At 71.5% G+C, this 23,384-nt stretch carries 20 protein-coding genes; 13 read left to right on the top strand and 7 right to left on the bottom strand.

Annotated features, from left to right (window positions below; all coding sequences use genetic code 11):
* Positions 1-180: 180 nt before the first annotated feature.
* On the bottom strand, positions 181-1,227 hold the full coding sequence (locus S1361_RS15095) for a LacI family DNA-binding transcriptional regulator (protein WP_208032365.1): 1,047 nt from the start codon (positions 1,225-1,227) through the stop codon (positions 181-183).
* Between the two features lie 211 nt (positions 1,228-1,438).
* On the opposite strand from S1361_RS15095, the gene S1361_RS15090 reads away from it, so the two are divergent.
* The 3 genes from S1361_RS15090 to S1361_RS15080 are packed head-to-tail and all read left to right on the top strand — an operon-like array spanning position 1,439 to position 4,571.
* Complete coding sequence (locus S1361_RS15090; RefSeq protein ID WP_208032364.1) at positions 1,439-2,590, top strand: Gfo/Idh/MocA family protein; 1,152 nt, start codon at positions 1,439-1,441, stop codon at positions 2,588-2,590.
* Positions 2,587-3,738, top strand: coding sequence for a dihydrodipicolinate synthase family protein (locus tag S1361_RS15085; protein WP_208032363.1), 1,152 nt, complete (start codon positions 2,587-2,589; stop codon positions 3,736-3,738). The genes S1361_RS15090 and S1361_RS15085 overlap by 4 nt, the downstream gene beginning before the upstream one ends.
* A gap of 32 nt (positions 3,739-3,770) precedes the next feature.
* On the top strand, positions 3,771-4,571 hold the full coding sequence (locus S1361_RS15080) for a sugar phosphate isomerase/epimerase family protein (RefSeq protein WP_208036609.1): 801 nt from the start codon (positions 3,771-3,773) through the stop codon (positions 4,569-4,571).
* Between the two features lie 364 nt (positions 4,572-4,935).
* On the opposite strand, the gene S1361_RS15075 is transcribed toward S1361_RS15080, so the two are convergent.
* The 3 genes from S1361_RS15075 to S1361_RS15065 all read right to left on the bottom strand — a co-directional run bounded on the left by S1361_RS15075 (position 4,936) and on the right by S1361_RS15065 (position 7,577).
* Positions 4,936-5,838, bottom strand: coding sequence for a ribokinase (locus S1361_RS15075; RefSeq protein ID WP_208032362.1), 903 nt, complete (start codon positions 5,836-5,838; stop codon positions 4,936-4,938).
* Between the two features lie 432 nt (positions 5,839-6,270).
* Positions 6,271-7,167: a hypothetical protein gene (locus tag S1361_RS15070; protein WP_208032361.1), complete on the bottom strand. Its 897-nt coding sequence runs from the start codon at positions 7,165-7,167 to the stop codon at positions 6,271-6,273.
* Entirely contained in the window at positions 7,167-7,577 is a 411-nt protein-coding gene (locus S1361_RS15065) for an ATP-binding protein (RefSeq protein WP_208032360.1), read from the bottom strand. Before S1361_RS15065 ends, S1361_RS15070 begins: the two co-directional genes overlap by 1 nt.
* Before the next feature lie 167 nt (positions 7,578-7,744).
* Here S1361_RS15065 and S1361_RS15060 point away from each other — a divergent pair, with 167 nt between their 5' ends.
* The 5 genes from S1361_RS15060 to S1361_RS15040 all read left to right on the top strand — a co-directional run bounded on the left by S1361_RS15060 (position 7,745) and on the right by S1361_RS15040 (position 13,631).
* Positions 7,745-8,581, top strand: coding sequence for a helix-turn-helix domain-containing protein (locus S1361_RS15060; RefSeq protein ID WP_208032359.1), 837 nt, complete (start codon positions 7,745-7,747; stop codon positions 8,579-8,581).
* 7 nt (positions 8,582-8,588) lie between these two features.
* Positions 8,589-8,786: a DUF397 domain-containing protein gene (locus S1361_RS15055; RefSeq protein ID WP_208032358.1), complete on the top strand. Its 198-nt coding sequence runs from the start codon at positions 8,589-8,591 to the stop codon at positions 8,784-8,786.
* 93 nt (positions 8,787-8,879) lie between these two features.
* Positions 8,880-9,830, top strand: a complete 951-nt coding sequence (locus S1361_RS39210; RefSeq protein ID WP_243769179.1) for an RICIN domain-containing protein — start codon at positions 8,880-8,882, stop codon at positions 9,828-9,830.
* Between the two features lie 56 nt (positions 9,831-9,886).
* Entirely contained in the window at positions 9,887-12,163 is a 2,277-nt protein-coding gene (recD2, locus tag S1361_RS15045) for an SF1B family DNA helicase RecD2 (RefSeq protein ID WP_208032357.1), read from the top strand.
* 178 nt (positions 12,164-12,341) lie between these two features.
* Positions 12,342-13,631: a citrate synthase gene (locus S1361_RS15040; RefSeq protein WP_208032356.1), complete on the top strand. Its 1,290-nt coding sequence runs from the start codon at positions 12,342-12,344 to the stop codon at positions 13,629-13,631.
* Between the two features lie 729 nt (positions 13,632-14,360).
* On the opposite strand, the gene S1361_RS15035 is transcribed toward S1361_RS15040, so the two are convergent.
* Complete coding sequence (locus S1361_RS15035; protein WP_208032355.1) at positions 14,361-16,670, bottom strand: heavy metal translocating P-type ATPase; 2,310 nt, start codon at positions 16,668-16,670, stop codon at positions 14,361-14,363.
* Positions 16,671-16,756: 86 nt separating this feature from the next.
* On the bottom strand, positions 16,757-16,996 hold the full coding sequence (locus S1361_RS15030) for a heavy-metal-associated domain-containing protein (protein WP_208032354.1): 240 nt from the start codon (positions 16,994-16,996) through the stop codon (positions 16,757-16,759).
* 165 nt (positions 16,997-17,161) lie between these two features.
* Between S1361_RS15030 and S1361_RS15025 the strand changes: the two genes are divergently transcribed.
* Entirely contained in the window at positions 17,162-18,205 is a 1,044-nt protein-coding gene (locus S1361_RS15025) for a zinc-dependent alcohol dehydrogenase family protein (RefSeq protein WP_208032353.1), read from the top strand.
* Between the two features lie 37 nt (positions 18,206-18,242).
* Here the strand turns inward: S1361_RS15025 and S1361_RS15020 are convergent, their stop codons facing one another.
* Positions 18,243-18,443: a helix-turn-helix transcriptional regulator gene (locus S1361_RS15020; RefSeq protein ID WP_208032352.1), complete on the bottom strand. Its 201-nt coding sequence runs from the start codon at positions 18,441-18,443 to the stop codon at positions 18,243-18,245.
* 323 nt (positions 18,444-18,766) lie between these two features.
* Here S1361_RS15020 and iolC point away from each other — a divergent pair, with 323 nt between their 5' ends.
* From iolC to iolD, 4 genes are all read left to right on the top strand, one after another.
* Positions 18,767-19,717 carry a 5-dehydro-2-deoxygluconokinase gene (gene iolC / locus S1361_RS15015; protein WP_208032351.1) on the top strand — a complete coding sequence of 317 codons (951 nt, stop codon included), beginning with the start codon at positions 18,767-18,769 and terminating at the stop codon, positions 19,715-19,717.
* 65 nt (positions 19,718-19,782) lie between these two features.
* Positions 19,783-20,661: a Cgl0159 family (beta/alpha)8-fold protein gene (locus S1361_RS15010; protein ID WP_425088015.1), complete on the top strand. Its 879-nt coding sequence runs from the start codon at positions 19,783-19,785 to the stop codon at positions 20,659-20,661.
* Between the two features lie 7 nt (positions 20,662-20,668).
* Complete coding sequence (iolB, locus tag S1361_RS15005) at positions 20,669-21,508, top strand: 5-deoxy-glucuronate isomerase (RefSeq protein WP_208032350.1); 840 nt, start codon at positions 20,669-20,671, stop codon at positions 21,506-21,508.
* Positions 21,505-23,382, top strand: coding sequence for a 3D-(3,5/4)-trihydroxycyclohexane-1,2-dione acylhydrolase (decyclizing) (gene iolD / locus S1361_RS15000; protein WP_208032349.1), 1,878 nt, complete (start codon positions 21,505-21,507; stop codon positions 23,380-23,382). Before iolB ends, iolD begins: the two co-directional genes overlap by 4 nt.
* The last annotated feature ends 2 nt before the right edge of the window (positions 23,383-23,384 follow it).

Genomic DNA, 23,384 nt, shown 5'->3' with positions numbered 1-23,384 from the left:
AAGTGTCCGTTGCTGACGACGGTGTAGACGGCCGGCGGTCCGAGAACTCATCGGTGCCGCCCGGAAGGCGGGGGAACGAGCAACCTGGGAGGCGCTGGGCCGTACCGGCGTACGGCGCCGCGGAGTGGGCGCACCCACCACACCACCGGGCCCCGGCCGCCGCCCCGGCACCCCGCACCCTCACTCCCGCGGAACCCCGGAGGACCCCCGCACCATCAACTCCCCCCGCATCGAGGCGATCCCCCCGGGCGGCGGCTCCTCCCGGCCCATCGCGATGCGTCCGGCCCGCGCCCCCGCCTCCGACAGCGGCAGCCGGACCGTCGTGAGGGACGGCACCGCGTCGATGCTGAACGGCAGGTCGTCGAAGCCGGCCACCGAGACGTCCTCGGGGATGCGCAGTCCGGACTCGCGCAGGGCGGCGCAGGCGCCGAGAGCGACGGAGTCGTTCGCGGCGACGATCGCCGTCAGGGAGGGATCGCGGCGCAGCAGCTCCAGCGTGGCCTCGTAACCGGACCGGCGGTCGTAGCGGCCGTGGACCGTCCGGCGCGGGTCCTCCTCGATGCCCGCCGCCGCGAGCGCGGCCCGGTGGCCCTCCAGGCGGTGCCGGGTGGTGGTGCGTTCCTCGGGGCCGGCGATGTAGCCGAGCCGGCGGTGGCCGAGGCCGATCAGGTGGTCGGTCAGCGCGCGGGCGCCGCCCCGGTTGTCGAAGGTGAGCGCGACGGCCTGGGTGTCCGGCGCCGGCGGGCGTCCGCACAGCACCACCCGGGTCCCGGCGTCCGCCAGCTTCCGCAGCTTCCCGGCGACCGCGGCCGCGTGCGCCGCGTCCTCCACGGCCCCGCCGGTCAGCACCACGGCCGCGGCCCGCTGCCGCTGGAGCAGCGTGAGGTAGGTCAGTTCGCGCTCGGGGGAGCCGCCGGTGTTGCAGACGACCGCCAGGCGTTCGCCGCCCGCGCGCCCGCCCGGCCCGCCGATCTCGGCCTGGATCGCGCTCGCCATGATCCCGAAGAACGGGTCGGCGATGTCGTTGACGAGGATGCCGACCAGGTCCGAGGTGGCCGCGGCGAGCGCGCTGGCGGGACCGTTGAGGACGTAGTCCAGCTCGTCCACCGCCCGCAGCACCCGCTCGCGGGTGGACGCGGCGACCGGGTAGTTGCCGTTCAGCACGCGCGACACCGTCGCGGGGGAGACCTGGGCGCGGGCCGCCACGTCCGCCAGGGTCACCGTCATCTCGTCGTCCTCCGGTCACGCGTCATGTCGTACGCCCTCGTAGACAGCCAGGCACACGTCCTGGTTCCGAGCAGACCTTAAGGCCACGACCCCCCGTTGTTCGCCCCCTCGAACAACTCGAAGCGGACACGGTCTTGTACGGACCACGTCCAGAGGCTAGCTTCTCAGTGTAGAAAGCGCTTGCTACACCGGCTCCGCGAAGGGGACTCACGTGACACGCAAGACGGTGCGTATCGCCATGAACGGCGTGACCGGGCGCATGGGCTACCGCCAGCACCTCGTCCGGTCGATCCTCGCCCTGCGTGAACAGGGCGGCCTCGACCTCGGCGACGGCACCGTGCTCTGGCCCGAACCGGTCCTGCTCGGCCGCCGCGAGCACGCCCTGCGCGAGATCGCCGAGCGGCACGGCCTCGACCACGTCTCCACCGACCTGGACGCCGTCCTCGCCGACCCGGGCATCGACATCTACTTCGACTCCCAGGTCACCTCCGCCCGCGAGGAGGCCCTCACCAAGGCGATCGCGGCCGGCAAGCACGTCTACACCGAGAAGCCCACCGCCACCGGCCTCGACGGCGCCCTCGCCCTCGCCCGCCTCGCCCACGACAAGGGCGTCAAGCACGGCGTCGTCCAGGACAAGATCTTCCTGCCGGGCCTGCTGAAGCTGAAGCGGCTCGTCGACGGCGGCTTCTTCGGCCGGATCCTGTCCGTGCGCGGCGAGTTCGGCTACTGGGTCTTCGAGGGCGACTGGCAGCCCGCCCAGCGCCCCTCCTGGAACTACCGGGCCGAGGACGGCGGCGGCATCGTCGTCGACATGTTCCCGCACTGGGAGTACGTCCTGCACGAGCTGTTCGGCCGCGTGAGGTCCGTGCAGGCCCTCGCCACCACCCACATCCCGCAGCGCTGGGACGAACAGGGCAAGCCCTACGACGCCACCGCCGACGACGCCGCCTACGGTGTCTTCGAGCTGGAGGGCGGCGCGATCGCCCAGATCAACTCCTCGTGGGCGGTCCGCGTCCACCGCGACGAACTCGTGGAGTTCCAGGTCGACGGCACCGAGGGCTCGGCCGTCGCCGGCCTGCGCAGGTGCCGCGTCCAGCACCGCAGCGCCACCCCCAGGCCCGTGTGGAACCCGGACGTCCCCGCCACCGAGGTCTTCCGCGACCAGTGGCAGGAGGTGCCCGACAACGCCGAGTTCGACAACGGCTTCAAGGCCCAGTGGGAGCTGTTCCTCAGGCACGTCCACGCGGACGCCCCCTACCACCGGGACCTGCTGGCCGGCGCCCGCGGCGTGCAGCTCGCCGAACTGGGCCTTCGGTCCTCCGCCGAGGGCCGCCGCATCGACGTGCCGGAGATCGTCCTGTGACCATCCGACTCCCCGCGGCGGACGGCACCCTGCGCGCCTACGAGCCCCGCACCGAGCCGCAGGCCTTCTCCGCCGGCACCCCCTTCACTTCTCGTACGGTCTTCTCCGCGGCCCACGTCGTCGCCGACCCGTACGCCGACGTCTCGCCCGGCTCGCCCGCCGCCGTCGACTGGGACGCCACCCTCGCCTTCCGCCGCCACCTGTGGTCCCACGGTCTCGGTGTCGCCGAGGCCATGGACACCGCCCAGCGCGGGATGGGCCTGGACTGGGCGGGCGCGGCCGAGCTGATCCGGCGCGGCGCGGCCGAGGCGCGCGCCGTCGGCGGCCGCATCGCCTGCGGAGTCGGCACCGACCAGCTCACCGCCGGCAGCCCGGCCGGCATCCGCGCGGCCTACGAGGAGCAGCTCGCGGTCGTCGAGGAGGCCGGCGCCCAGGCCGTCCTGATGGCGTCCCGCGCCCTGGCCGCGGCGGCGAAGGGCCCCGAGGACTACCTGGTGGTCTACGGCCACCTCCTGCGCCAGGCCGCCGAACCGGTGATCCTGCACTGGCTGGGCCCCATGTTCGACCCGGCCCTGGAGGGCTACTGGGGGTCGGCCGACCTGGACGCGGCCACCGAGACCTTCCTGGAGGTCGTCGCCGCGCACCCCGACAAGGTCGACGGGGTCAAGATCTCCCTGCTGGACGCGCAGCGCGAGGTCGACCTCAGACGGCGGCTGCCGCAGGGCGTGCGCTGCTACACCGGTGACGACTTCCACTACCCCGAGCTGATCGCGGGCGATGACCAGGGCTTCAGCCACGCCCTGCTCGGCATCTTCGACCCGCTGGGCCCGCTCGCGGCCGAGGCGGTACGGGTCCTGGACACCGGGGACGTCAAGGGGTTCCGTGAGCTCCTCGACCCGACGGTGGAGTTGTCCCGCCACCTCTTCCAACCGCCCACCCGCTTCTACAAGACGGGCGTGGTCCTGCTCGCCTGGCTCGCCGGCCACCAGAGCCACTTCACGATGGTCGGCGGCCTCCAGTCGGCCCGCTCCCTGCCGCACCTGGCCCGCGCCTACGAACTCGCCGACTCCCTCGGCCTGTTCCCGGACCCCCGGCTGGCGGAGGAGCGGATGAAGAGCCTGCTGAGCGTGTACGGGGTGGACCGGTGAGCACGGATCTCGCGCGTTTCTCCATCAACCAGATGACGGTAAGGCAGCTGTCGATGCCCGAACTGGTCGACGCCTGCACCGGGTTGGGAATCGGCAACGTGGGCCTGTGGCGGGAACCGGTCGAGGCGTACGGCCTGGAGGCGACCGCCAAGCTGGTCCGCGACGCCGGCCTGACGGTGACGACCCTGTGCCGGGGCGGCTTCCTCACGGCGACCGACCCCGCCGACCGGGCCGCGGCACTGGCCGACAACCGCGCGGCCGTCGACGAGGCCACCGCGCTCGGCACGGACACCCTGGTCCTGGTCTCCGGCGGCCTCCCGGCGGGGAGCAGGGACCTGCGCGGCGCCCGGGAGCGGATCGCGGACGCCCTCGCCGTCCTCGCCCCGTACGCGGCCGAACGCGGGGTACGCCTCGCCATCGAGCCCCTGCACCCCATGTACGCCGCCGACCGCTGCGTGGTCTCCACCCTCGCCCAGGCCCTCGACCTCGCCGAACGCTTCCCCGCGCACCAGGTCGGGGTGACCGTGGACACGTACCACGTGTGGTGGGACGACCAGGCACCCGCCCAGATCGCCCGCGCGGGCGCGGCCGGCCGGATCCACAGCTTCCAGCTCGCCGACTGGACCACCCCGCTGCCCGAGGGCGTCCTCAACGGCCGCGGCCAGATCGGCGACGGCTCGATCGACATGCGCGAGTGGAAGGGATACGTGGAGGCCGCCGGCTACACCGGACCCATCGAGGTCGAGCTGTTCAACGAGGGCCTGTGGGCCCAGGACGGCCGGGAGGTCCTCGCCCGGACGGCGGAGCGGTTCGTGGAGCACGTGATCCGCTAGCGGGCCGGCGCCGGAAAAACCGCGGGAGTGGGTGCAACCATTCCGTCGCCTGCGGTGTCGTACATGACGTCGGAACCACGGGGGACCCGGGGGGGTTGCGGGTTCCGGCGGGGAGGGGAGACCGAGGGGGCGTGTCCGGGCCTGCGGGCCGGGAAACGCCCCCTCGAAGCGTCTGCGACGGCGCCGGGCCGGAAGAACACCACGCAGCGCAGCAGCACGTTCGCGTATGGGCCGGCCTCTCCGGTGCAGTCGGGCTCCGGCCGACCGCTCCTTCAGCCGCTCGTGCGGCCGGCTGCTGTGCGCCCGGCCAACCGGCGCCAGGCCGGCGCACCGGCCGGGTGCCGGGCGAGGATCCCCGCCTTCCTCACAGGGCGTCCACCTCCGCTGCCGTCGGGTACGACTCCTGTGCGCCCCGCCTCGTCACGGCCGCCGCGCCGACCCGGGCGGCGTACGCCGCCGCCTCCGCCAACGCCGCGCCCGCGCCCAGCTTCCAGGCCAGGGCCGCCGTGAACGCGTCCCCGGCACCGGTGGTGTCCACCGCGTCCACCGCGACCGACGGCACCCGGGTCACCCCGGAGGCGTCGCCCACCAGCGCGCCCTCCGCGCCCAGCGTCACCACCACCGAGCGCGGCCCCTTGGCCAGCAGCAGCCGGGCCCAGTCCGCGGGGTCCTCGCTCACACAGGCGGCACCGAGGATCACCCGCGCCTCGTGCTCGTTCACGATCAGCGGGTCGCAGGCCGCCAGCACCTCCGCGGGCAGCTCCCGCGGCGGGGACGGGTTCAGCACGAAGCGGCCGCCCGGCGCCAGGTTCCGCACCACCTCCACGACCGTCTCCAGCGGGATCTCCAGCTGCGCCGACACCACCCGGGAGGCGTGGAACAGGCTCGTCGCCGCCCGCACGTCCGCGGGCAGCAGCCGGGAGTTGGCGCCCGGCGACACCACGATGCTGTTGTCACCGGAGGGGTCCACGGTGATCAGTGCGACTCCCGTCGGGTCCCGGCCCACCAGCACCCCCACCGTGTCGACCCCGGCCGCGCGCAGGGAGTCGATCAGCAGCCGGCCGTGGCCGTCGTCGCCGACCCGAGCCAGCAGGGCCGTACCGGCACCCAGCCGGGCGGCGGCGACCGCCTGGTTGGCGCCCTTGCCGCCGGGGTGCACGGCCAGGTCACCGCCGAGCACCGTCTCCCCGGCGGCCGGCCGCCGCTCGACATCGATCACCAGGTCGGCGTTGGCCGAGCCCACGACCAGAAGGTCGTAGTCATACATCCGTTGACTCCTCTGCGAGATGACCCGGTTCCACCTTCTCGCCCCGGACCGCCTTCGAGCCCGCCCGGGTGCCGTCGAAACCGACCACACGGGGCGCCGGCAAGAGGTGGGGCGGCCGACCAATCGTGAGCGGCGGATGCACGTGTGATTGGCGGATTCGGGGCACTCCGCCGACCTGCCCCATCCGCTGACACGGCGTTTTCCTCCGGCCCCTTGGAACGAATCCGCCCATCACGACGGAGAGGCGTACAAGCCCCCGCCCCCGAAAGGAAGCGCGGTCTCCCCGGCTTACCTGCGAGCCCCCCCCGGCTGTAAGCCGCCGAACCCGCCCGGCGTGCCGGCGAGGCGCGGCCGCGCCCCCGCCGACCGGTGCCACTCGGCCTGCCCGAGGGCCCGGCGCCGGGCGGGCCACCACTGTTCAGGGCCGCTCGCTCACTCCCCGGTGAACAACTCCGTCGCCTCGGCCGCGTGGACGGCGCGCTGGGCCCAGACCTCCAGCCGGTCGAGGTCCGCGCAGGCCAGCACCCGCTTCCGGACGGCGTCGGACACCGGGATGCCGCGCCATTCCAGGATGCGCAGGATCATCTCTTGGCGGTCCTGGATGCGGCCCTGCTCCAGGCCCTGCTCCCGTCCCTCTTCCCGTACCTGCTCGGCCAGCGGGTGTCGCCAGAAGTACTGGATCGCCGTCATCAATTCCCTCCACATCTGCTTCGCCTGGGGGTCGGCCAGGCACGAGTCGACGAACTGCACGAAGACCGCGGCACTGTCGGGGTCGATGGTCCGCAGGGCGGATGCCAGGGATTCCAGTATGGCCGGAGCCTGCGGACCACGCCCGTGTGTCATCGCCGACAGCACCGCAAGAGGGACGTCCCGCTCGGCCTGCCGCTCATCCGCGATCACCGGCACGTTGTCCGGCCCCAGCACCAGCGGACGCACCGTCAGCGAGTCCCACCCCGGGAAACCGAGCCGGATCGGACGCGAGGCCCACCTCGCCGTAGCACTGCTCTGCGTGATGACGATGAGCACCGGCTCGCACCGGTACTTCTCGTACAGGTACGACAGGTAGTACGGCCAACTGCCCCGCTTCCGGTCGTCCACCTTCCCCTGCGACTCGACCACGAGCAGGTAGGTGCCCTCGTCCGTCTCCGCCCGCAGCAACGTGTCCACACGGCGCTCGACCGGTTCGATCTCGGTGAGATCCACGTTCAGCGCGGCGATCTCCCTGGGCTCGGGGAACGGAACGTGCAGCACCTTCTGTAACGCCTTCGTCAGCAGCGTCGGATCCTTCTGGAAGATCCGGTGCAGCGCCTCGTGCGACGAGCCCACCATCACGCCACCCCCAGCTCGCACCACACGTACTTCCCCCGGTCCCCGAACCGCGCCGACGGCTGCCAGCCCCAGTACTCGGCGCAGGCCACCACCAGGCCCAGCCCCCGCCCTTCCTCCCGCTCCACCGCCTGCTCCAAGGGCACCGGCGGCTCCGGCGGTGCCGGGTCCGTGTCCCACGCCCCGATCCACACCACGCCCTCCCGGGAGCGCCGCACCCGCAACGCCGCCGGCCCCTTGGTGTGCCGCACGGCGTTGGAGATCAGCTCCGTCGCCAGCAGCTCCGCCGTGTCCACGAGCCCGGTCAGTCCGTGCATCGTCAGGATCATTCGCAGGGTGTGGCGGCAGACGGTGACGGCTCTGGGGTCGTTGGGGATGCAGAGCGTGTAGTCCCAGTCCCAGGTTTCGGGCATGCCTCATCAACTCCGGTGGCTGAAGGGGAGATTCGACGCACGGTGCGCTTCCGCTGCGTGTGCGGTGCGTCACCGACGGTAGACCTTATTGTTTAAGTCCGGCAAGCCGGTCGCGTAATCTGTCCCTCGAACGAGCAGCTTGGGCAGGGGCGTTGGAAGGATCGGCCATGGCATTGAGGAACGAGCCGACGGCACGTCAGATGCGCCTGGCAATCGAGCTGCGCAGACTCCGCGAGGCGGCAGGGCTGACCGCCCGGGAAGCGGCGGCGCTTCTCGGCGTGAGCGCTCCGCAGATCAGTCAGATCGAGGCAGGTCTTTCGGGTGTGAGCGAGAAACGGCTGCGTCGCCTCGCATCCCACTACGTGTGCGCAGACCAGGACTTCATCGACGCCCTGGTGGCGATGGCCACCGACAGGACGCGTGGCTGGTGGGAGGAATACCGGCGGTTGCTGCCGACTTCGTTCCTGGACCTCGCGGAACTGGAGCACCACGCCACGTTCCTGCGTGAGGTGGCGATCCTGCACGTGTCCGGCCTCTTGCAGACGGAGGAATACGCCCGCGCGGTCTTCTCTTCGAGAGTGCCCGAACTGACTGCTGATGAGCTGGAGCTGCGGGTCCGCCATCGAATGCGGCGCCAGCAGATCACCGTTCCCTACGAGTTGGTGATCCATGAGGCGGCCCTGCGTATCAGGGTCAGCGACCGCAACGCCTCCCGAGCCCAGCTGACCAAGCTGCTGCACCTGTCCGAGGCGGACAACATCACCGTACGCGTCATCCCGTTCGACCTGGACGGCTTCACCAGGGCCTCCAGCACCATGACGTACGTGGGCGGACCTCTCCCGAAGTTGGACACGGTGGTGCGGGACGCCCCTCACGGCTCAGTGTTCATCGATTCCGAAGCACAGCTCAACGCCTATCGAACGCGTTTCCGTAGGGTGGAGGCTGTTTCGCTCGACCCCGACCGGTCGCGCGACTTCATCCACAAGCTGGCCAAGGAGCTGTGAGGTATCCATGACCACCCTCGTCAACTGGCGTAAGTCGTCGTACTCGGGCGAGGGCGACGGCAACGCCTGCGTAGAAGTCGCCACCACCCCCACCCACACAGCCGTCCGCGACTCGAAGGCCCCCACCCGTATCCCCCTCACCTTCCCCACCCCCGCCTTCACCGCCTTCCTCGAAGGCCTGAAGAAGCAACACCCGCGTCCCTGACCGTGCGAAACATGGCCCCCCGGGTGCACGATGAAGGAGGGGGCTCGGGGTACTTCAAGATGCCGCACCCCACTCAGCGCAGGGGACACCCCCATGTCCGAAACATCTGGAAGAAGTCGAACGTTCAAACGGCCGCGCCCGGCCCCCGCGTACGCCTTCCTGCTGGCCGGAGTCCTCGCGGGCACCGCCCCGGGCGCCGTCCCGGCGAACGCGGCCCCCGCTTCGGCCCCGGACTCCGCCCCGGCGTCGGCCACCAAGGCGGGCCCGTTCGGCCCGAGCACCTGTAAGCAGGGTTACGTCTGGCGGGAGTCGCATCCGGAGGACCACGTCTGCGTGACCCCCGACGTCCGCACCCAGACCTGGAACCAGAACAGGGCGAACTATGGGAACACCGACGACAACGGCCGGTGCCGGGACGGCCTCGTGTTCCGGGAGGCCATACCGGGTGACGAGATATGCGTGACCCAGTCCGTACGGGACGCCGCCCGCAAGGCCAACGAGCAGGCCGCGATGCACTGGGAGGCCACCTGGGACCGGGTGTACCCGGACGGCTACGTCCCCTTCCCGTTCACGGACGCCGGCCACGAGTACAAGATCCGCAGCTCGTACACGGCGGCGCGCAACGGCAAACAGGTGCTGTACGTGGACGTGTGGCAGGGCAGCACCCAGGACGGCACCGGCACGGTGGTCTGGGACTACTGGGGCGGCGCAAACCAGCGTTTCGTCTTCCGCCGGGCCGGCAACGACCTCGCCTACCAGAACGTCTTCGAGATCGTGGCCGCGCACAGCGGCAAGTGCCTGGACGTCTTCGAGTGGAGCAAGAGCAACGGCGCCAGGATCGTCCAGTGGTCCTGCCACGGCGGCCTGAACCAGAAGTGGTACCTGGAGCGGCGCGCCGACAACCGCTGGCAGATCCGCTCCCTGTACAGCGACAAGTGCCTCGACGCCGACCAGCCGTCCCTGCAGGCTCCGGAGCACGGGGTGATCGTCCAGCAGTGGGACTGCATCGGCGGCAAGAACCAGGCCTGGAGCGTCGTCAACTGAGGCCCGTGGCCCGACCGCCCCACCCCGGTGTCAGACCTGACGGGTACCGTCGGATCATGGCTCAACAGGCGGGGACCCAGACCGGCGAGCGGCGGCTCGCCGTGGTCGAAGGCGTGCTGGAACGGGTCACGTACGTCAACGAGGAGAACGGCTACACGGTGGCCCGGGTGGACACCGGAAGAGGTGCCGGTGACCTCCTCACCGTGGTCGGCGCGCTGCTCGGTGCCCAGGTGGGGGAGTCCCTGCGGATGGAGGGCCGCTGGGGCTCGCATCCGCAGTACGGCAAGCAGTTCCACGTCGAGAACTACACGACCGTGCTGCCCGCCACCGTCCAGGGCATCCGGCGCTATCTGGGCTCCGGGCTGGTCAAGGGGATCGGGCCGGTCTTCGCGGACCGCATCACGCAGCACTTCGGGCTGGACACGCTGCGGATCATCGAGGAGGAGCCGAAGCGGCTGATCGAGGTGCCGGGGCTCGGCCCGAAGCGGACCAAGAAGATCGCCGACGCCTGGGAGGAGCAGAAGGCGATCAAGGAGGTCATGCTCTTCCTGCAGACCGTCGAGGTGTCCACGTCCATCGCCGTACGGATCTACAAGAAGTACGGCGACGCGTCGATCACCGTCGTGAAGGAGCGCCCCTACCAGCTCGCGGCCGACGTCTGGGGCATCGGCTTCCTCACCGCCGACAAGATCGCCCAGTCCGTCGGCATCCCCCATGACAGCCCGGAGCGCGTGAAGGCCGGCCTGCAGTACGCGCTGTCCCAGTCCGCCGACCAAGGGCACTGCTTCCTGCCCGAGGAGCGGCTGATCGCCGATGCGGTCAAGCTGCTCCAGGTCGACACCGGGCTGGTCATCGAGTGTCTCGCCGAGCTGGGCCGGGCCCCGGAGGAGGGGGAGGATCCGGGGGTCGTACGGGAGAAGGTGCCCGGGCCCGACGGCGCCGAGGAGCCCGTCAGCGCCGTCTACCTCGTGCCCTTCCACCGGGCCGAGCTGTCCCTGTCCGCTCAGCTGCTGCGGCTGCTGCGCACGGACCAGGACCGGATGCCGGGCTTCCGGGACGTGGACTGGGGCAAGGCGCTCGGGTGGCTGCGGTCGCGCACCGGCGTCGACCTCGCACCCGAGCAGGAGGCGGCCGTGAAGCTCGCGCTGACCGAGAAGGTCGCCGTGCTCACCGGTGGGCCCGGCTGCGGCAAGTCGTTCACCGTGCGCTCGATCGTGGAGCTGGCCCGGGCCCGGCGGGCCAAGGTGCTGCTGGCGGCTCCCACCGGCCGGGCGGCCAAGCGGCTGGCGGAGCTGACCGGCGCGGAGGCCTCCACCGTGCACCGGCTGCTGGAGCTGAGGCCGGGCGGCGACGCGGCCTATGACCGGGACCGGCCGCTCGACGCCGACCTGGTGGTCGTGGACGAGGCGTCCATGCTGGACCTGCTGCTCGCCAACAAACTGGTGAAGGCCGTACCACCGGGTGCCCATCTGCTGTTCGTCGGGGACGTGGACCAGTTGCCGAGCGTCGGTGCCGGTGAGGTGCTGCGGGACCTGCTCGCCGACGGCAGCCCCATCCCGGCCGTCCGGCTCACCCGGGTCTTCCGGCAGGCCCAGCAGTCCGGTGTCGTCACCAACGCGCACCGGATCAACGCGGGGCAGCATCCGCTCACCGACGGACTGAAGGACTTCTTCCTCTTCGTCGAGGACGACACGGAGGCGGCCGGCCGGCTCACCGTCGACGTGGCCGCGCGGCGGATTCCGGCCAGGTTCGGGCTGGACCCGCGCCGGGACGTGCAGGTGCTCGCACCGATGCACCGGGGGCCGGCCGGGGCGGGCGCGCTCAACGGGCTGCTCCAGCAGGCCATCACGCCCGGGCGGCCCGACGTGCCGGAGAAGCGGTTCGGCGGCCGGGTCTTCCGCGTCGGCGACAAGGTCACCCAGATTCGTAACAATTATGAGAAAGGGAAGAACGGTGTCTTCAACGGCACCGTCGGCGTCGTCACCTCGCTCGATCCGGTCGACCAGCGTCTGACCGTGCTGACGGACGAAGATGAGGAGGTGCCGTACGAGTTCGACGAACTGGACGAACTGGCGCACGCGTACGCGGTGACCATTCACCGCTCGCAGGGCAGTGAATATCCCGCGGTGGTGATCCCCGTCACCACGGGAGCATGGATGATGCTCCAGCGGAACCTGCTCTACACGGCGGTCACCCGGGCCCGTCGGCTGGTCGTCCTCGTCGGATCCCGCAGGGCGATCGGGCAGGCGGTGCGCACGGTCTCGGCCGGACGGCGCTGTACAGCCCTCGACTTCAGGCTCGGCGCAAAAAATGATCGATCAAATGAGTCGTGAAGGTCACAGAGCACTTCCAGATGCCCCTCGGAGGGGGCAGGATGAGCAGGTTGGCGGCACTGAGTGCCGCCGATAGGCCCAATGGTCGACCCCGAGTGCACTCTCCTGAGCCAAATGGGGGATGGTAGAGACAGTCAGGGCACCTCGAAGATGAGGCACTACGTCGGTGAGGGAAGACGTGAGCGACAACTCTGTAGTACTGCGGTACGGCGACGGCGAGTACACCTACCCGGTGGTCGACAGCACCGTCGGCGACAAGGGCTTCGACATCGGGAAGCTGCGCGCCCAGACCGGTCTGGTGACCCTGGACAGCGGGTACGGCAACACGGCCGCCTACAAATCCGCGATCACCTACCTCGACGGCGAGGCGGGCATCCTCCGCTACCGCGGCTACCCCATCGAGCAGCTGGCCGAGCGCTCCACCTTCCTCGAGGTGGCCTACCTGCTGATCAACGGCGAGCTGCCGACCGTCGACGAGCTCTCCACGTTCAAGAACGACATCACGCGGCACACCCTGCTGCATGAGGACGTCAAGAACTTCTACAAGGGCTTCCCGCGTGACGCCCACCCGATGGCGATGCTGTCCTCGGTCGTCTCGGCGCTGTCCACCTTCTACCAGGACAGCCACAACCCGTTCGACGACAAGCAGCGCGATCTCTCCACGATCCGGCTGCTCGCGAAGCTTCCGACGATCGCCGCGTACGCGTACAAGAAGTCGATCGGCCACCCGTTCGTCTACCCGCGCAACGACCTCGGTTACGTCGAGAACTTCCTGCGCATGACCTTCTCGGTGCCGGCCGACGAGTACGAGCTGGACCCGGTCGTCGTCTCCGCGCTGGACAAGCTGCTGATCCTGCACGCCGACCACGAGCAGAACTGTTCGACCTCGACGGTCCGCCTGGTCGGCTCCTCGCAGGCCAACATGTTCGCCTCGATCTCCGCCGGCATCAACGCGCTGTGGGGCCCGCTGCACGGCGGCGCCAACCAGTCCGTGCTGGAGATGCTCGAAGGCATCCGTGACTCCGGTTCCGACGTCGACACCTTCATCCGCAAGGTGAAGAACAAGGAGGACGGCGTCCGGCTGATGGGCTTCGGCCACCGGGTCTACAAGAACTTCGACCCGCGCGCCAAGATCATCAAGGCCGCCGCGCACGATGTGCTCTCCGCGCTGGGCAAGGAGGACGAGCTCCTCGACATCGCCCTGAAGCTGGAGGAGCACGCGCTGTCCGACGACTACTTCGTCGAGCGCAAGCTCTACCCGAACGTCGACTTCTACACCGGCCTCATCTACCGCGCCATGGGCTTCCCGACCGAGATGTTCACGGTCCTGTTCGCCCTCGGCCGGCTCCCGGGCTGGATCGCCCAGTGGACCGAAATGATCAAGGAGCCGGGCTCCCGCATCGGCCGTCCGCGCCAGATCTACACGGGCGTGGAGCTGCGCGACTTCGTTCCGGTCGAGGAGCGCTGACACCTGGCCGGTGAGGGGGCCGCGTCTGCCGGTGCCCCACACCGGAGCAGGTGCTCCCGGCCGGGTGTGCGCCCGGGAGTGTGCCGCTGAAGGGCGTGGGCGGCTGTGGGTCGGCTGGTCGCCGGCCGCGCAGTTCCCCGCGCCTCCTGGGCGGCGTGACGGGCCGTGCCCACTGCGCGGGCGTCGGCACACGGCCGTAGGACGCAAAGACGGAAGGCGCCCTGAGACGCCGGTCCCCCCACGGGCCGACGACCAGGGCGCCTTCCCATGTCCCGGTGCGGATTCCCCCCACGGGATCCGGCCGGGCGCTGGAGAGGACAGCGCCTGAATCGCTGTCGTTGAGCACAACGAGCAAAACTCGTCGCACTCCAGTGATGCGGTGCGATCTGCCGGGACAACGCACGCTGGGAGGGCCGCTCAAAGCTTCCCGGTGTACGTGCCCCGGCAACGCATCTCTGAGGAAGTCCCCCAAGACATCCCCAGATGCCAGTCAGCGCCCCCCAAGACGCTGGTCTGACATCGCCAACTTAGACCTTCGAACCCCTTCGATGGTTACGTTCGCATCACTGTGATCTGCGTCTCTTGCATATGTCCTTTAGGCGCGCAAGAGCCCCGATACGTCGATCGGGGCTCAAGCGTAAGGATGATGCGCGAGCCTTGTGAAGAGCTTATGTGAGGCGCGCGCCGGACTCCAGGGGGACCGGGACATCGGTCACCCCGGGCGCCGGTTCACCGGAAGGCCCGCAGCCGCAGACTGTTGGTGACCACGAACACCGAGGAGAAGGCCATGGCCGCCCCGGCGATCATCGGGTTGAGCAGCCCCGCTGCGGCCAGCGGCAGCGCCGCGACGTTGTAGCCGAAGGCCCACACCAGGTTGCCCTTGATGGTGGCCAGCGTCCGCCGGGACAGCCGGATCGCGTCCGCGGCCACCCGCAGGTCCCCCCGCACCAGCGTCAGATCGCCGGCCTCGATCGCCGCGTCCGTGCCGGTTCCCATGGCCAGGCCCAGGTCCGCGGCGGCGAGCGCGGCGGCGTCGTTCACACCGTCGCCGACCATCGCCACCGTCCGCCCCTCGCGCTGCAGCCGGCGTACGATGTCCACCTTCTCCTCGGGCAGCACCTCGGCGAACACGTGCGCCGAGTCGATGCCGACGTGCCGGGCGACCGCCTCGGCGACCGTGCGGTTGTCCCCGGTGAGCAGCACCGGCGTGAGCCCCAGCGCGCGCAGCTCGCGGACCGCCTCGGCGCTGGTCTCCTTGACCGCGTCGGCGACGGCGAGGACGCCGCGGGCCCGACCGTCCCAGCCCGCCACGACGGCCGTACGGCCCTCCCGCTCGGCCTCGCGGGCCGCGCGCGCCAGCTCCTGCGGCAGCTCGTCGTACAGGCGGCCCACGGCCACCTCACGGCCGTCCACGCGTCCGCGCACACCCCGCCCTGGCACGTTCTCGAAGTGCTCGACCGCCGGCAGCGCACCGACTTGCCTTTCGGCGCCGGCGGCGATCGCCCGGGCCACCGGGTGCTCGGAGGCGTGCTCCAGGGCGCCCGCGAGCCGCAGCAGCTCCTTCTCGTCCTCGCCCTCGGCGACGTACACCGCCTGCAGGCCCATCCGGCCGGTGGTGACCGTTCCGGTCTTGTCCAGGACGACCGTGTCCACGCGGCGCGTGGACTCCAGCACCTCCGGGCCCTTGATCAGGATGCCGAGCTGGGCGCCGCGCCCGGTGCCCACCATCAGCGCGGTCGGCGTGGCGAGGCCCAGCGCGCACGGGCAGGCGATGATCAGGACGGCGACGGCGGCCGTGAACGCGGCGACCGTGTCGCCGGTGACGCCCAGCCAGACGCCGAAGGTGCCGAGCGCGATGAGGATGACCACCGGCACGAAGACGGCGGAGACCCGGTCGGCGAGCCGCTGCACCTCGGCCTTGCCGTTCTGCGCGTCCTCCACCAGCCTCGCCATCCGGGCGAGCTGGGTGTCCGAGCCGACCCGGGTCGCCTCGACGACCAGCCGGCCGCCCGCGTTGACCGTGGCGCCGGTGACCCGGTCGCCGGGGCCGACGTCCACCGGCACCGACTCGCCGGTCAGCATGGACGCGTCCACCGCGGAGCGGCCCTCCACGACCGTGCCGTCGGTGGCGATCTTCTCGCCGGGCCGTACGACGAACCGGTCGCCGACGGCCAGGGACGACACCGGGATCCGTACCTCGCGGCCGCCCGGCCGTACCCCGCCACCGGTCCCGTCCGAGAGCGCTCCGTGCCCGCCCTCCTCGTACCGCAGCACCGTCACGTCCTTGGCGCCCAGCTCCATCAGCGCCCTGAGGGCGGCACCCGCGCGGCGCTTGGAGCGTGCCTCCAGGTAGCGCCCGAGCAGGATCAGCGCGACGACTCCGGCGGCGACCTCCAGGTAGACGGTGGAGGCGCCGTCCATGCGGGAGACGGTGAGGCGGAACTCGTCGTGCATGCCGGGCATGCCCGCGTCACCGAGGAACAGCGCCCACAGCGACCAGCCGAACGCGGCGAGCGTGCCGACCGAGACCAGGGTGTCCATGGTGGCGGCGCCGTGCCGCAGGTTGGTCCAGGCGGCCCGGTGGAAGGGCCATCCGCCCCAGACGACGACCGGCGCGGCGAGGGTGAGCGAGAGCCACTGCCAGTCGTCGAACTGGAGCGCCGGGATCATCGCGAGCAGGACCACCGGAGCGGCGAGCAGCGCGGAGACGAGCAGGCGGTGCCGCAGGGCGTCGAGTTCGGTGTCCCGTTCGGGGGTTTCCGGCGCGGTCTCGGGCGCCGGCTCCGGCGGCGGGGGTTCCTCGGCGGTGTAGCCGGTCCTCTCCACGGTGGCGATCAGGTCGGCGACCTGGACGCTCGGGGCGTGGACGACCTTGGCCTTCTCGGTGGCGAAGTTGACGGTGGCGCTGACCCCGTCCATCCGGTTGAGCTTCTTCTCGACCCGGGCGGCGCAGGAGGCACAGGTCATGCCGCCGATGAGCAGCTCGACCTCGGCGGTCGTGTCCGTGCCGGCGGTTGTCTGTGCGGTGGTGCTGGTCATGTCCGGACTCCAGACATCGGACCGGGCCGTACGGAGCCAGTATCAGCTGGTCGGTACGGCCCGGTCGGGGAAACGGAGGGTCTTCCTCAGGCCTGGCCGGCCAGCTCGAAGCCGGCCTCGTCGACGGCGGCGCGCACGGCCTGCTCGTCCAGGGGGGCCGCGGAGACGACGGTCACCTCGCCGGTCGACGCGACGGCCTTGACCGAGCTGACGCCCGGGAGCTGGGAGATCTCGCCGGAGACGGAGCCCTCGCAGTGGCCACAGCTCATGCCGGTCACCTTGTAGACGGTGGTGACGGAGCCCGAAGTGTCGGTGTGGGCGGTCATGTCGTTACTCCTCGTCGAGGTGTGTGGGGCCGATGGGGCCCGTGGAGGAACCCCATGCTCATCAGACTATACCCCTAGGGGGTATGAATCCAGTGGGGTCCCGCCCCCGGCGTGGTGCCCCCGGGAGCGTCTAGCCTTCGCGCAGGTTCCCCGGAAGGAGCAGGCATGCGCGCGGTGGTGTTCGAGGAGTACGGGAAGCCGGCCGGGATACGGCACGTACCCGACCCGGAGCCCGCCGAGCACGGCGTGGTCGTCCGGGTGGAGGCCACCGGCCTGTGCCGCAGCGACTGGCACGGCTGGATGGGGCACGACCCGGACATCACGCTGCCGCACGTGCCGGGGCACGAACTCGCCGGTGTGGTGGAGGCGGTGGGCGCGCGGGTGACCGGCCGCCGGCCCGGCGACCGGGTCACCGTGCCGTTCGTGTGCGCCTGCGGCACGTGCCCCTCCTGCAGGGCGGGCGACCAGCAGGTGTGCGAGCGGCAGACCCAGCCCGGCTTCCACCACTGGGGCTCCTTCGCCGAGTACGTTGCGCTCGACCACGCCGACGTCAACCTCGTGGCGCTCCCGGACGACATGGCGTACGCCACCGCCGCCGCCCTCGGCTGCCGCTTCGCGACCGCGTTCCGTGCCGTGGTCCAGCAGGGCCGGGTGGCGGCCGGGGAGTGGGTCGCGGTGTACGGCTGCGGCGGTGTCGGCCTGTCGGCGGTGATGATCGCGGCGGCCTCGGGGGCCCGGGTGGTCGCGGTCGACGTCTCGCCCCGGGCCCTCGACCTGGCCCGCGAGTTCGGTGCCGCCGCGTGCCTGGTCGCGTCCGGCGTGTCCGATCCGGCCGCCGCCGTCCGCGAGCTGACCGGCGGCGGGGCCCATCTCTCCCTCGACGCCCTCGGCTCGCCCGCCACCTGTGCGGCCTCGGTGAACGGCCTGCGCCGTCGCGGCCGGCACGTCCAGGTCGGCCTGCTGCCCTCGGCCGACGGCACCACCCCGGTCCCGCTGGCCCGCGCGACGGCCCTGGAGCTGGAGATCCTCGGCAGTCACGGCATGGCCGCCCACACCTATCCCGCCATGCTCGGCCTGGTCCGCGCCGGCGTCCTGCGCCCGGACCTCCTGGTGACCCGGACGATCACGCTCGACGCGGCCCCGGCGGCCCTGGCCGCGATGGACGCGGCACCGGGGGCGGGCGTCACGGTCGTCGAACCCTGGAGCTGACGGCCCTCCCGCCGGCCGCCGGCTCCGGCGGCCGGGGTCAGTCGTCCCCGCGGCCGCGGTTGCGGGGACGGGAGGCGACCCAGGCCCGGACCGTGTCGGCGTACCAGTAGGGCTTGCCCCCCTCGACGTGGTCGGGCGGAGGCAGCAGCCCGTGCTTGCGGTAGGACCGGACGGTGTCCGGCTGCACCCGGATGTGCGCCGCGATCTCCTTGTAGGACCAGAGCCTTCGGTCGGTCATGCCTTGCACCTCCCCGCGCGCACCACGGCGGCGACCGGGAAAGGCCGCCGGGGGGACCGGGCGCTGCGCTGGCGATCACCAAGCCTGTGTCCTGCCGAACGACGCAGAGTGACCGGGGGAGATCGCCTGTCGACCGGGTGTGACCCAAAGCCCGCTGAGCCGCGACATGTGTGACAGCGCGAGGGTATTTGTGACGCAGTGACTACAGAGCGCACTGGTGCCGGACCCTCCGTGGGAACTGGTCCGAATGTCCGGACAAAATATTGACAGCGCTCGGCGTGCGGGACTAGAAAGCCGGGGAGAGCCACGACGAAGGGAAGCCGATGGCCTACGACCTGATCACCATGGGGCGGATCGGGGTGGACCTCTACCCGCTGCAGACCGGTGTCCCGCTCGCCCAGGTGTCGTCCTTCGGCAAGTTCCTCGGCGGGTCGGCGACGAACGTGGCGGTCGCCGCCGCCCGGCTCGGCCGGCACACCGCCGTGATCACCCGCACCGGCGACGACCCGTTCGGCACCTACCTGCACGAGGCGCTGCGCGGCTTCGGCGTCGACGACCGCTGGGTCACCCCCGTTCCCGGCCTGCCCACCCCGGTCACCTTCTGCGAGGTCTTCCCGCCGGACGACTTCCCGCTCTACTTCTACCGGCAGCCCAAGGCCCCGGACCTGGAGATCGACGCCCACGAGCTGGACCTCGACGCCATCCGCGAGACCCGGATCTTCTGGGTCACCGGCACCGGCCTGAGCGAGGAGCCCAGCCGCACGGCGACCCTGGCGGCCCTCGCCCACCGCGCCAAGTCCGGCACCACCGTCTTCGACCTCGACTGGCGCCCCGTGTTCTGGTCGGACCCGGGCACCGCCCGACCCTTCTACGCCGAGGCCCTGCGCCACACCACCGTCGCCGTCGGCAACCTGGACGAGGTCGAGGTCGCCACCGGCGTCCGTGAACCGCATGCCGCCGCCCGCGCCCTGCTGGACGCCGGGGTCGAACTGGCCGTCGTCAAGCAGGGACCCAAGGGCGTCCTCGCCGTCAACCGGGAGGGCGAGTCCGCGGAGGTACCGCCCCTGCCCGTCACCGTCCTCAACGGGCTCGGTGCCGGCGACGCCTTCGGCGGCTCCCTCTGCCACGGCCTGCTGGCCGGCTGGGACCTGGAGACGATCATGCGGCACGCCAACGCGGCCGGTGCCATCGTCGCCTCCCGCCTGGAGTGCTCCTCCGCGATGCCGACCCCGGACGAGGTCGCCGCCGCGCTCCAGGCCGGAGCGGTGCTGTGAGGGCCGGCCGGGTCGCGGGCACGCGGCACGAGGGCGGTTCGGGCATCCGCGCGCCCCGCGTCGACGTGGCCGAACTCGTCCGCATCCGCACCCACCACCCCGAGGCGATCGCCGAGGCCGCCGTTCGCCGGGCCCGCAGACCCCTGCTGAACGAGAGCGGCCGGCTGATGATCGTCGCCGCCGACCACCCGGCCCGCGGCGCGCTCGGCGTCGGCGACCGCAAGCTCGCCATGGCCAACCGCGCCGACCTGCTCGAACGCCTCTGCCTCGCGCTGTCCCGGCCCGGCGTCGACGGCGTCCTCGCCACCGCCGACATCCTGGACGACCTGCTCCTGCTCGGCGCCCTGGACCACAAGGTCGTCATGGGCTCCATGAACCGCGGCGGCCTGCAGGGAGCCAGCTTCGAACTGGACGACCGGTTCACCGGCCACCGCCCGGAGGACATCGAGCGCCTCGGCTTCGACGCGGGCAAGCTGCTGCTGCGCGTCGACTACGCCGACCCGGGCTCCCTGACCACTCTGGAGTCCACCGCCCGCGCCATCGACGCCATGGCCGCGCGCCGGCTGCCGGTGTTCGTGGAGCCGTTCATCAGCCGCCGCACCCCCGAGGGGAAGCTGGCGAACGACCTGTCCGCCGAGGCGGTCACCCGGTCCATCGCCATCGCCTCCGGCCTCGGCGGTTCCTCGGCCTACACCTGGCTGAAGGTGCCGGTCACCGAGAACCCCGACGACATGGCGCGGGTCATGGAGACCTCCACGCTGCCCGCCGTGCTGCTCGGCGGGGACATCGGCGACTCGCCCGAGGACCAGGTCGCCGCCTTCGAGAAGTGGCGCGGGGCGCTCCAACTCCCCACCGTGCGCGGCCTGGTGGTCGGCCGCTCGCTGCTGTACCCGGCGGACGGCGATGTGGCCGCCGCCGTGGACACCGCCGTAGGACTGCTGTGAGGGCCGCATGACCAGCACCGACCTGCACCTGCCCAGGGGCGCCACCGCGAACGCCCGGTACGCCGTCGACATCGGCCCGGAGGTGGCCGGCTGGACACACAGCAGCCTGCGTGTCGTGGAGTTGGCGCCCGGTGGCAGCCATACGTTCACCACCGGGGACAGCGAATGGATCGTGCTTCCGCTGGAAGGCGGATGTAGCGTACGAATCGAGACTGCGTCGACCGAGCACGTCGAGTTCCAACTCCTGGGCAGGGAAGGTGTGTTCAGCGGAGCCTCCGACTTCGCGTACGCCCCCCGGGACGCCCGGGTCCTGATCGCCTCCGGCGCGGGAGGCCGCTTCGCCCTGGCAGGAGCGAAGTGCGAGCGACGACTCCCCGCCCGCTACGGCCCCGCGCCGGAGGTCCCCGTCGAGGAGCGCGGCAGCGGCACCTGCGCCCGCCGGGTGCGCAACTTCGCGTCCGCCGACTCCTTCGACTGCGACAAGCTGATCGCCGTGGAGGTGATCACGCCGGGTGGCAACTGGTCCTCGTACCCGCCGCACAAGCACGACGAGCACCGGCCGGGCGAGGAGTCCGAGCTGGAGGAGATCTACTACTTCGAGATCGACGGCCCGAACGGACTCGGCTACCAGCGGGTGTTCCCCTCACGCGAGGGCGGCTCGGACGTCCTCGCCGAGGTCCGCTCCGGCGACACCGTCCTCGTCCCCGACGGCTGGCACGGCCCGTCCATCGCCCAGCCCGGGCACGACATGTACTACCTGAACGTCATGGCGGGCCCGGGCGAGACCCGTGAATGGCGGATCTGCTTCCACCCCGACCACGTAGAAAGCACAGGGGGATACCGATGACGATCCGGCTGACCGTCGCCCAGGCGCTCGTCCGCTTCCTCGCCGCCCAGTACACCGAACGCGACGGCGAGCGGCGGCGGCTGATCGGCGCCACCTGGGGCATCTTCGGGCACGGCAACGTCGCCGGCCTCGGCCAGGCACTGGTCGAGTACGCCGACGTCATGCCGTACCACCAGGGCCGCAACGAGCAGTCCATGGTGCACGCGGCGGTCGGCTACGCCCGCCAGTCGAACCGGCTGTCCACGCACGCGGTGACGACCTCGATCGGCCCCGGCGCGACCAACCTGGTCACCGGCGCCGCCCTCGCGACCATCAACCACCTCCCGGTGCTGCTCCTGCCCGGCGACGTCTTCGCCACCCGCCCCGCCGACCCGGTCCTGCAGCAGCTGGAACTGCCGTACGCGGGCGATGTGTCGGTCAACGACACCCTGCGCCCGGTGTCGAGGTACTTCGACCGCGTCACCCGGCCGGAGGCCCTGATCCCGAGCGCGCTCCAGGCCGTGCGGGTCCTCACCGACCCCGTGGAGACCGGCGCCGTCACGCTCGCCCTGCCGCAGGACGTCCAGGCGGAGGCGTACGACTGGCCGGAGGAGTTCTTCTCGCCGCGCGTGTGGACCGTACGGCGGCCGGGCGCGGACCCGACCGAGCTGGCCGAGGCCGTCCGGGCGGTCCGCGAGGCGCGCAGGCCCCTCGTCGTCGCCGGCGGCGGGGTCCACCACAGCCGCGCCGAGGAGGCCCTCGCGGAGTTCGCGGCGGCGACCCGCATCCCGGTCGCCTCCACCCAGGCCGGCAAGGGCTCGCTGCGCTACGACCACCCGCAGGACGTCGGCGGGATCGGCCACACCGGCACGGCGACCGCCGACGAGCTGGCCCGCACCGCGGACCTGGTGATCGGCGTCGGCACCCGCTACACCGACTTCACGACCGCCTCCGGCACCCTCTTCGAGAACCCGGACGTCCGCTTCCTGAACCTCAACATCGCGCCCTTCGACGGCCACAAGCTGGCCGGGCTCCCGCTCGTCGCCGACGCCCGCAGCGGCCTGGGCGAGCTGACCGAGGCGCTGGGGATGCACGACCACACCGTCGCCGACTCCTACGTCACCGAGTACACCGAGGACAAGGAACGCTGGGAGCAGCGCGTCGACGCCTGCTTCGAGGCCGACGAGATCGACGTACGGCCGACCCAGCCCCAGGTCATCGGCGCCCTGGACGCGCTGGTGGACGAGTCGGACATCATCATCAACGCGGCCGGCTCGCTCCCCGGCGACCTGCACAAGCTGTGGCGGGCGCGGTCGGCGGACCAGTACCACCTGGAGTACGGCTACTCCTGCATGGGCTACGAGATCCCCGCCGCCCTCGGCGTGAAGCTCGCCGCGCCCGAGCGGAACGTGTGGGCGCTGGTCGGCGACGGCACGTACCTGATGATGCCGACGGAGATCGTGACCGCCGTGCAGGAGGGCATCGCGATCAAGATCCTGCTGGTGCAGAACCACGGGTACGCCTCGATCGGCGGGCTGTCGGAGTCGGTGGGCGGCGAGCGGTTCGGCACGGCGTACCGCTTCACCTCCGCCGACGGCACCTTCACCGGAGCCCCGCTGCCCGTCGACCTCGCCGCCAACGCGGCCAGCCTCGGCATGCGGGTGCTGCGCGCCAAGACCGTCCGGGACCTGCGCGCGGCACTCGCCGAGGCGCGGGCCGCCGACACTCCCACATGTGTCTACGTGGAGACCGAAACGTCCGACACTGTGTCGGGCGCGCCTCCGGCGCAGGCCTGGTGGGATGTTCCTGTGGCCGAGACCGCGACCCGAGCGTCCGCGGTCAAGGCACGAGAGCTGTACGAACGGCACGTCTCGACCCGACGCCGCCATCTGTAAGA

Origin of the sequence: Streptomyces cyanogenus, assembly GCF_017526105.1 — a bacterium.
Taxonomy (GTDB): Bacteria; Actinomycetota; Actinomycetes; order Streptomycetales; family Streptomycetaceae; genus Streptomyces; species Streptomyces cyanogenus.
This window is presented reverse-complemented; position numbering and strand designations above follow the sequence as displayed.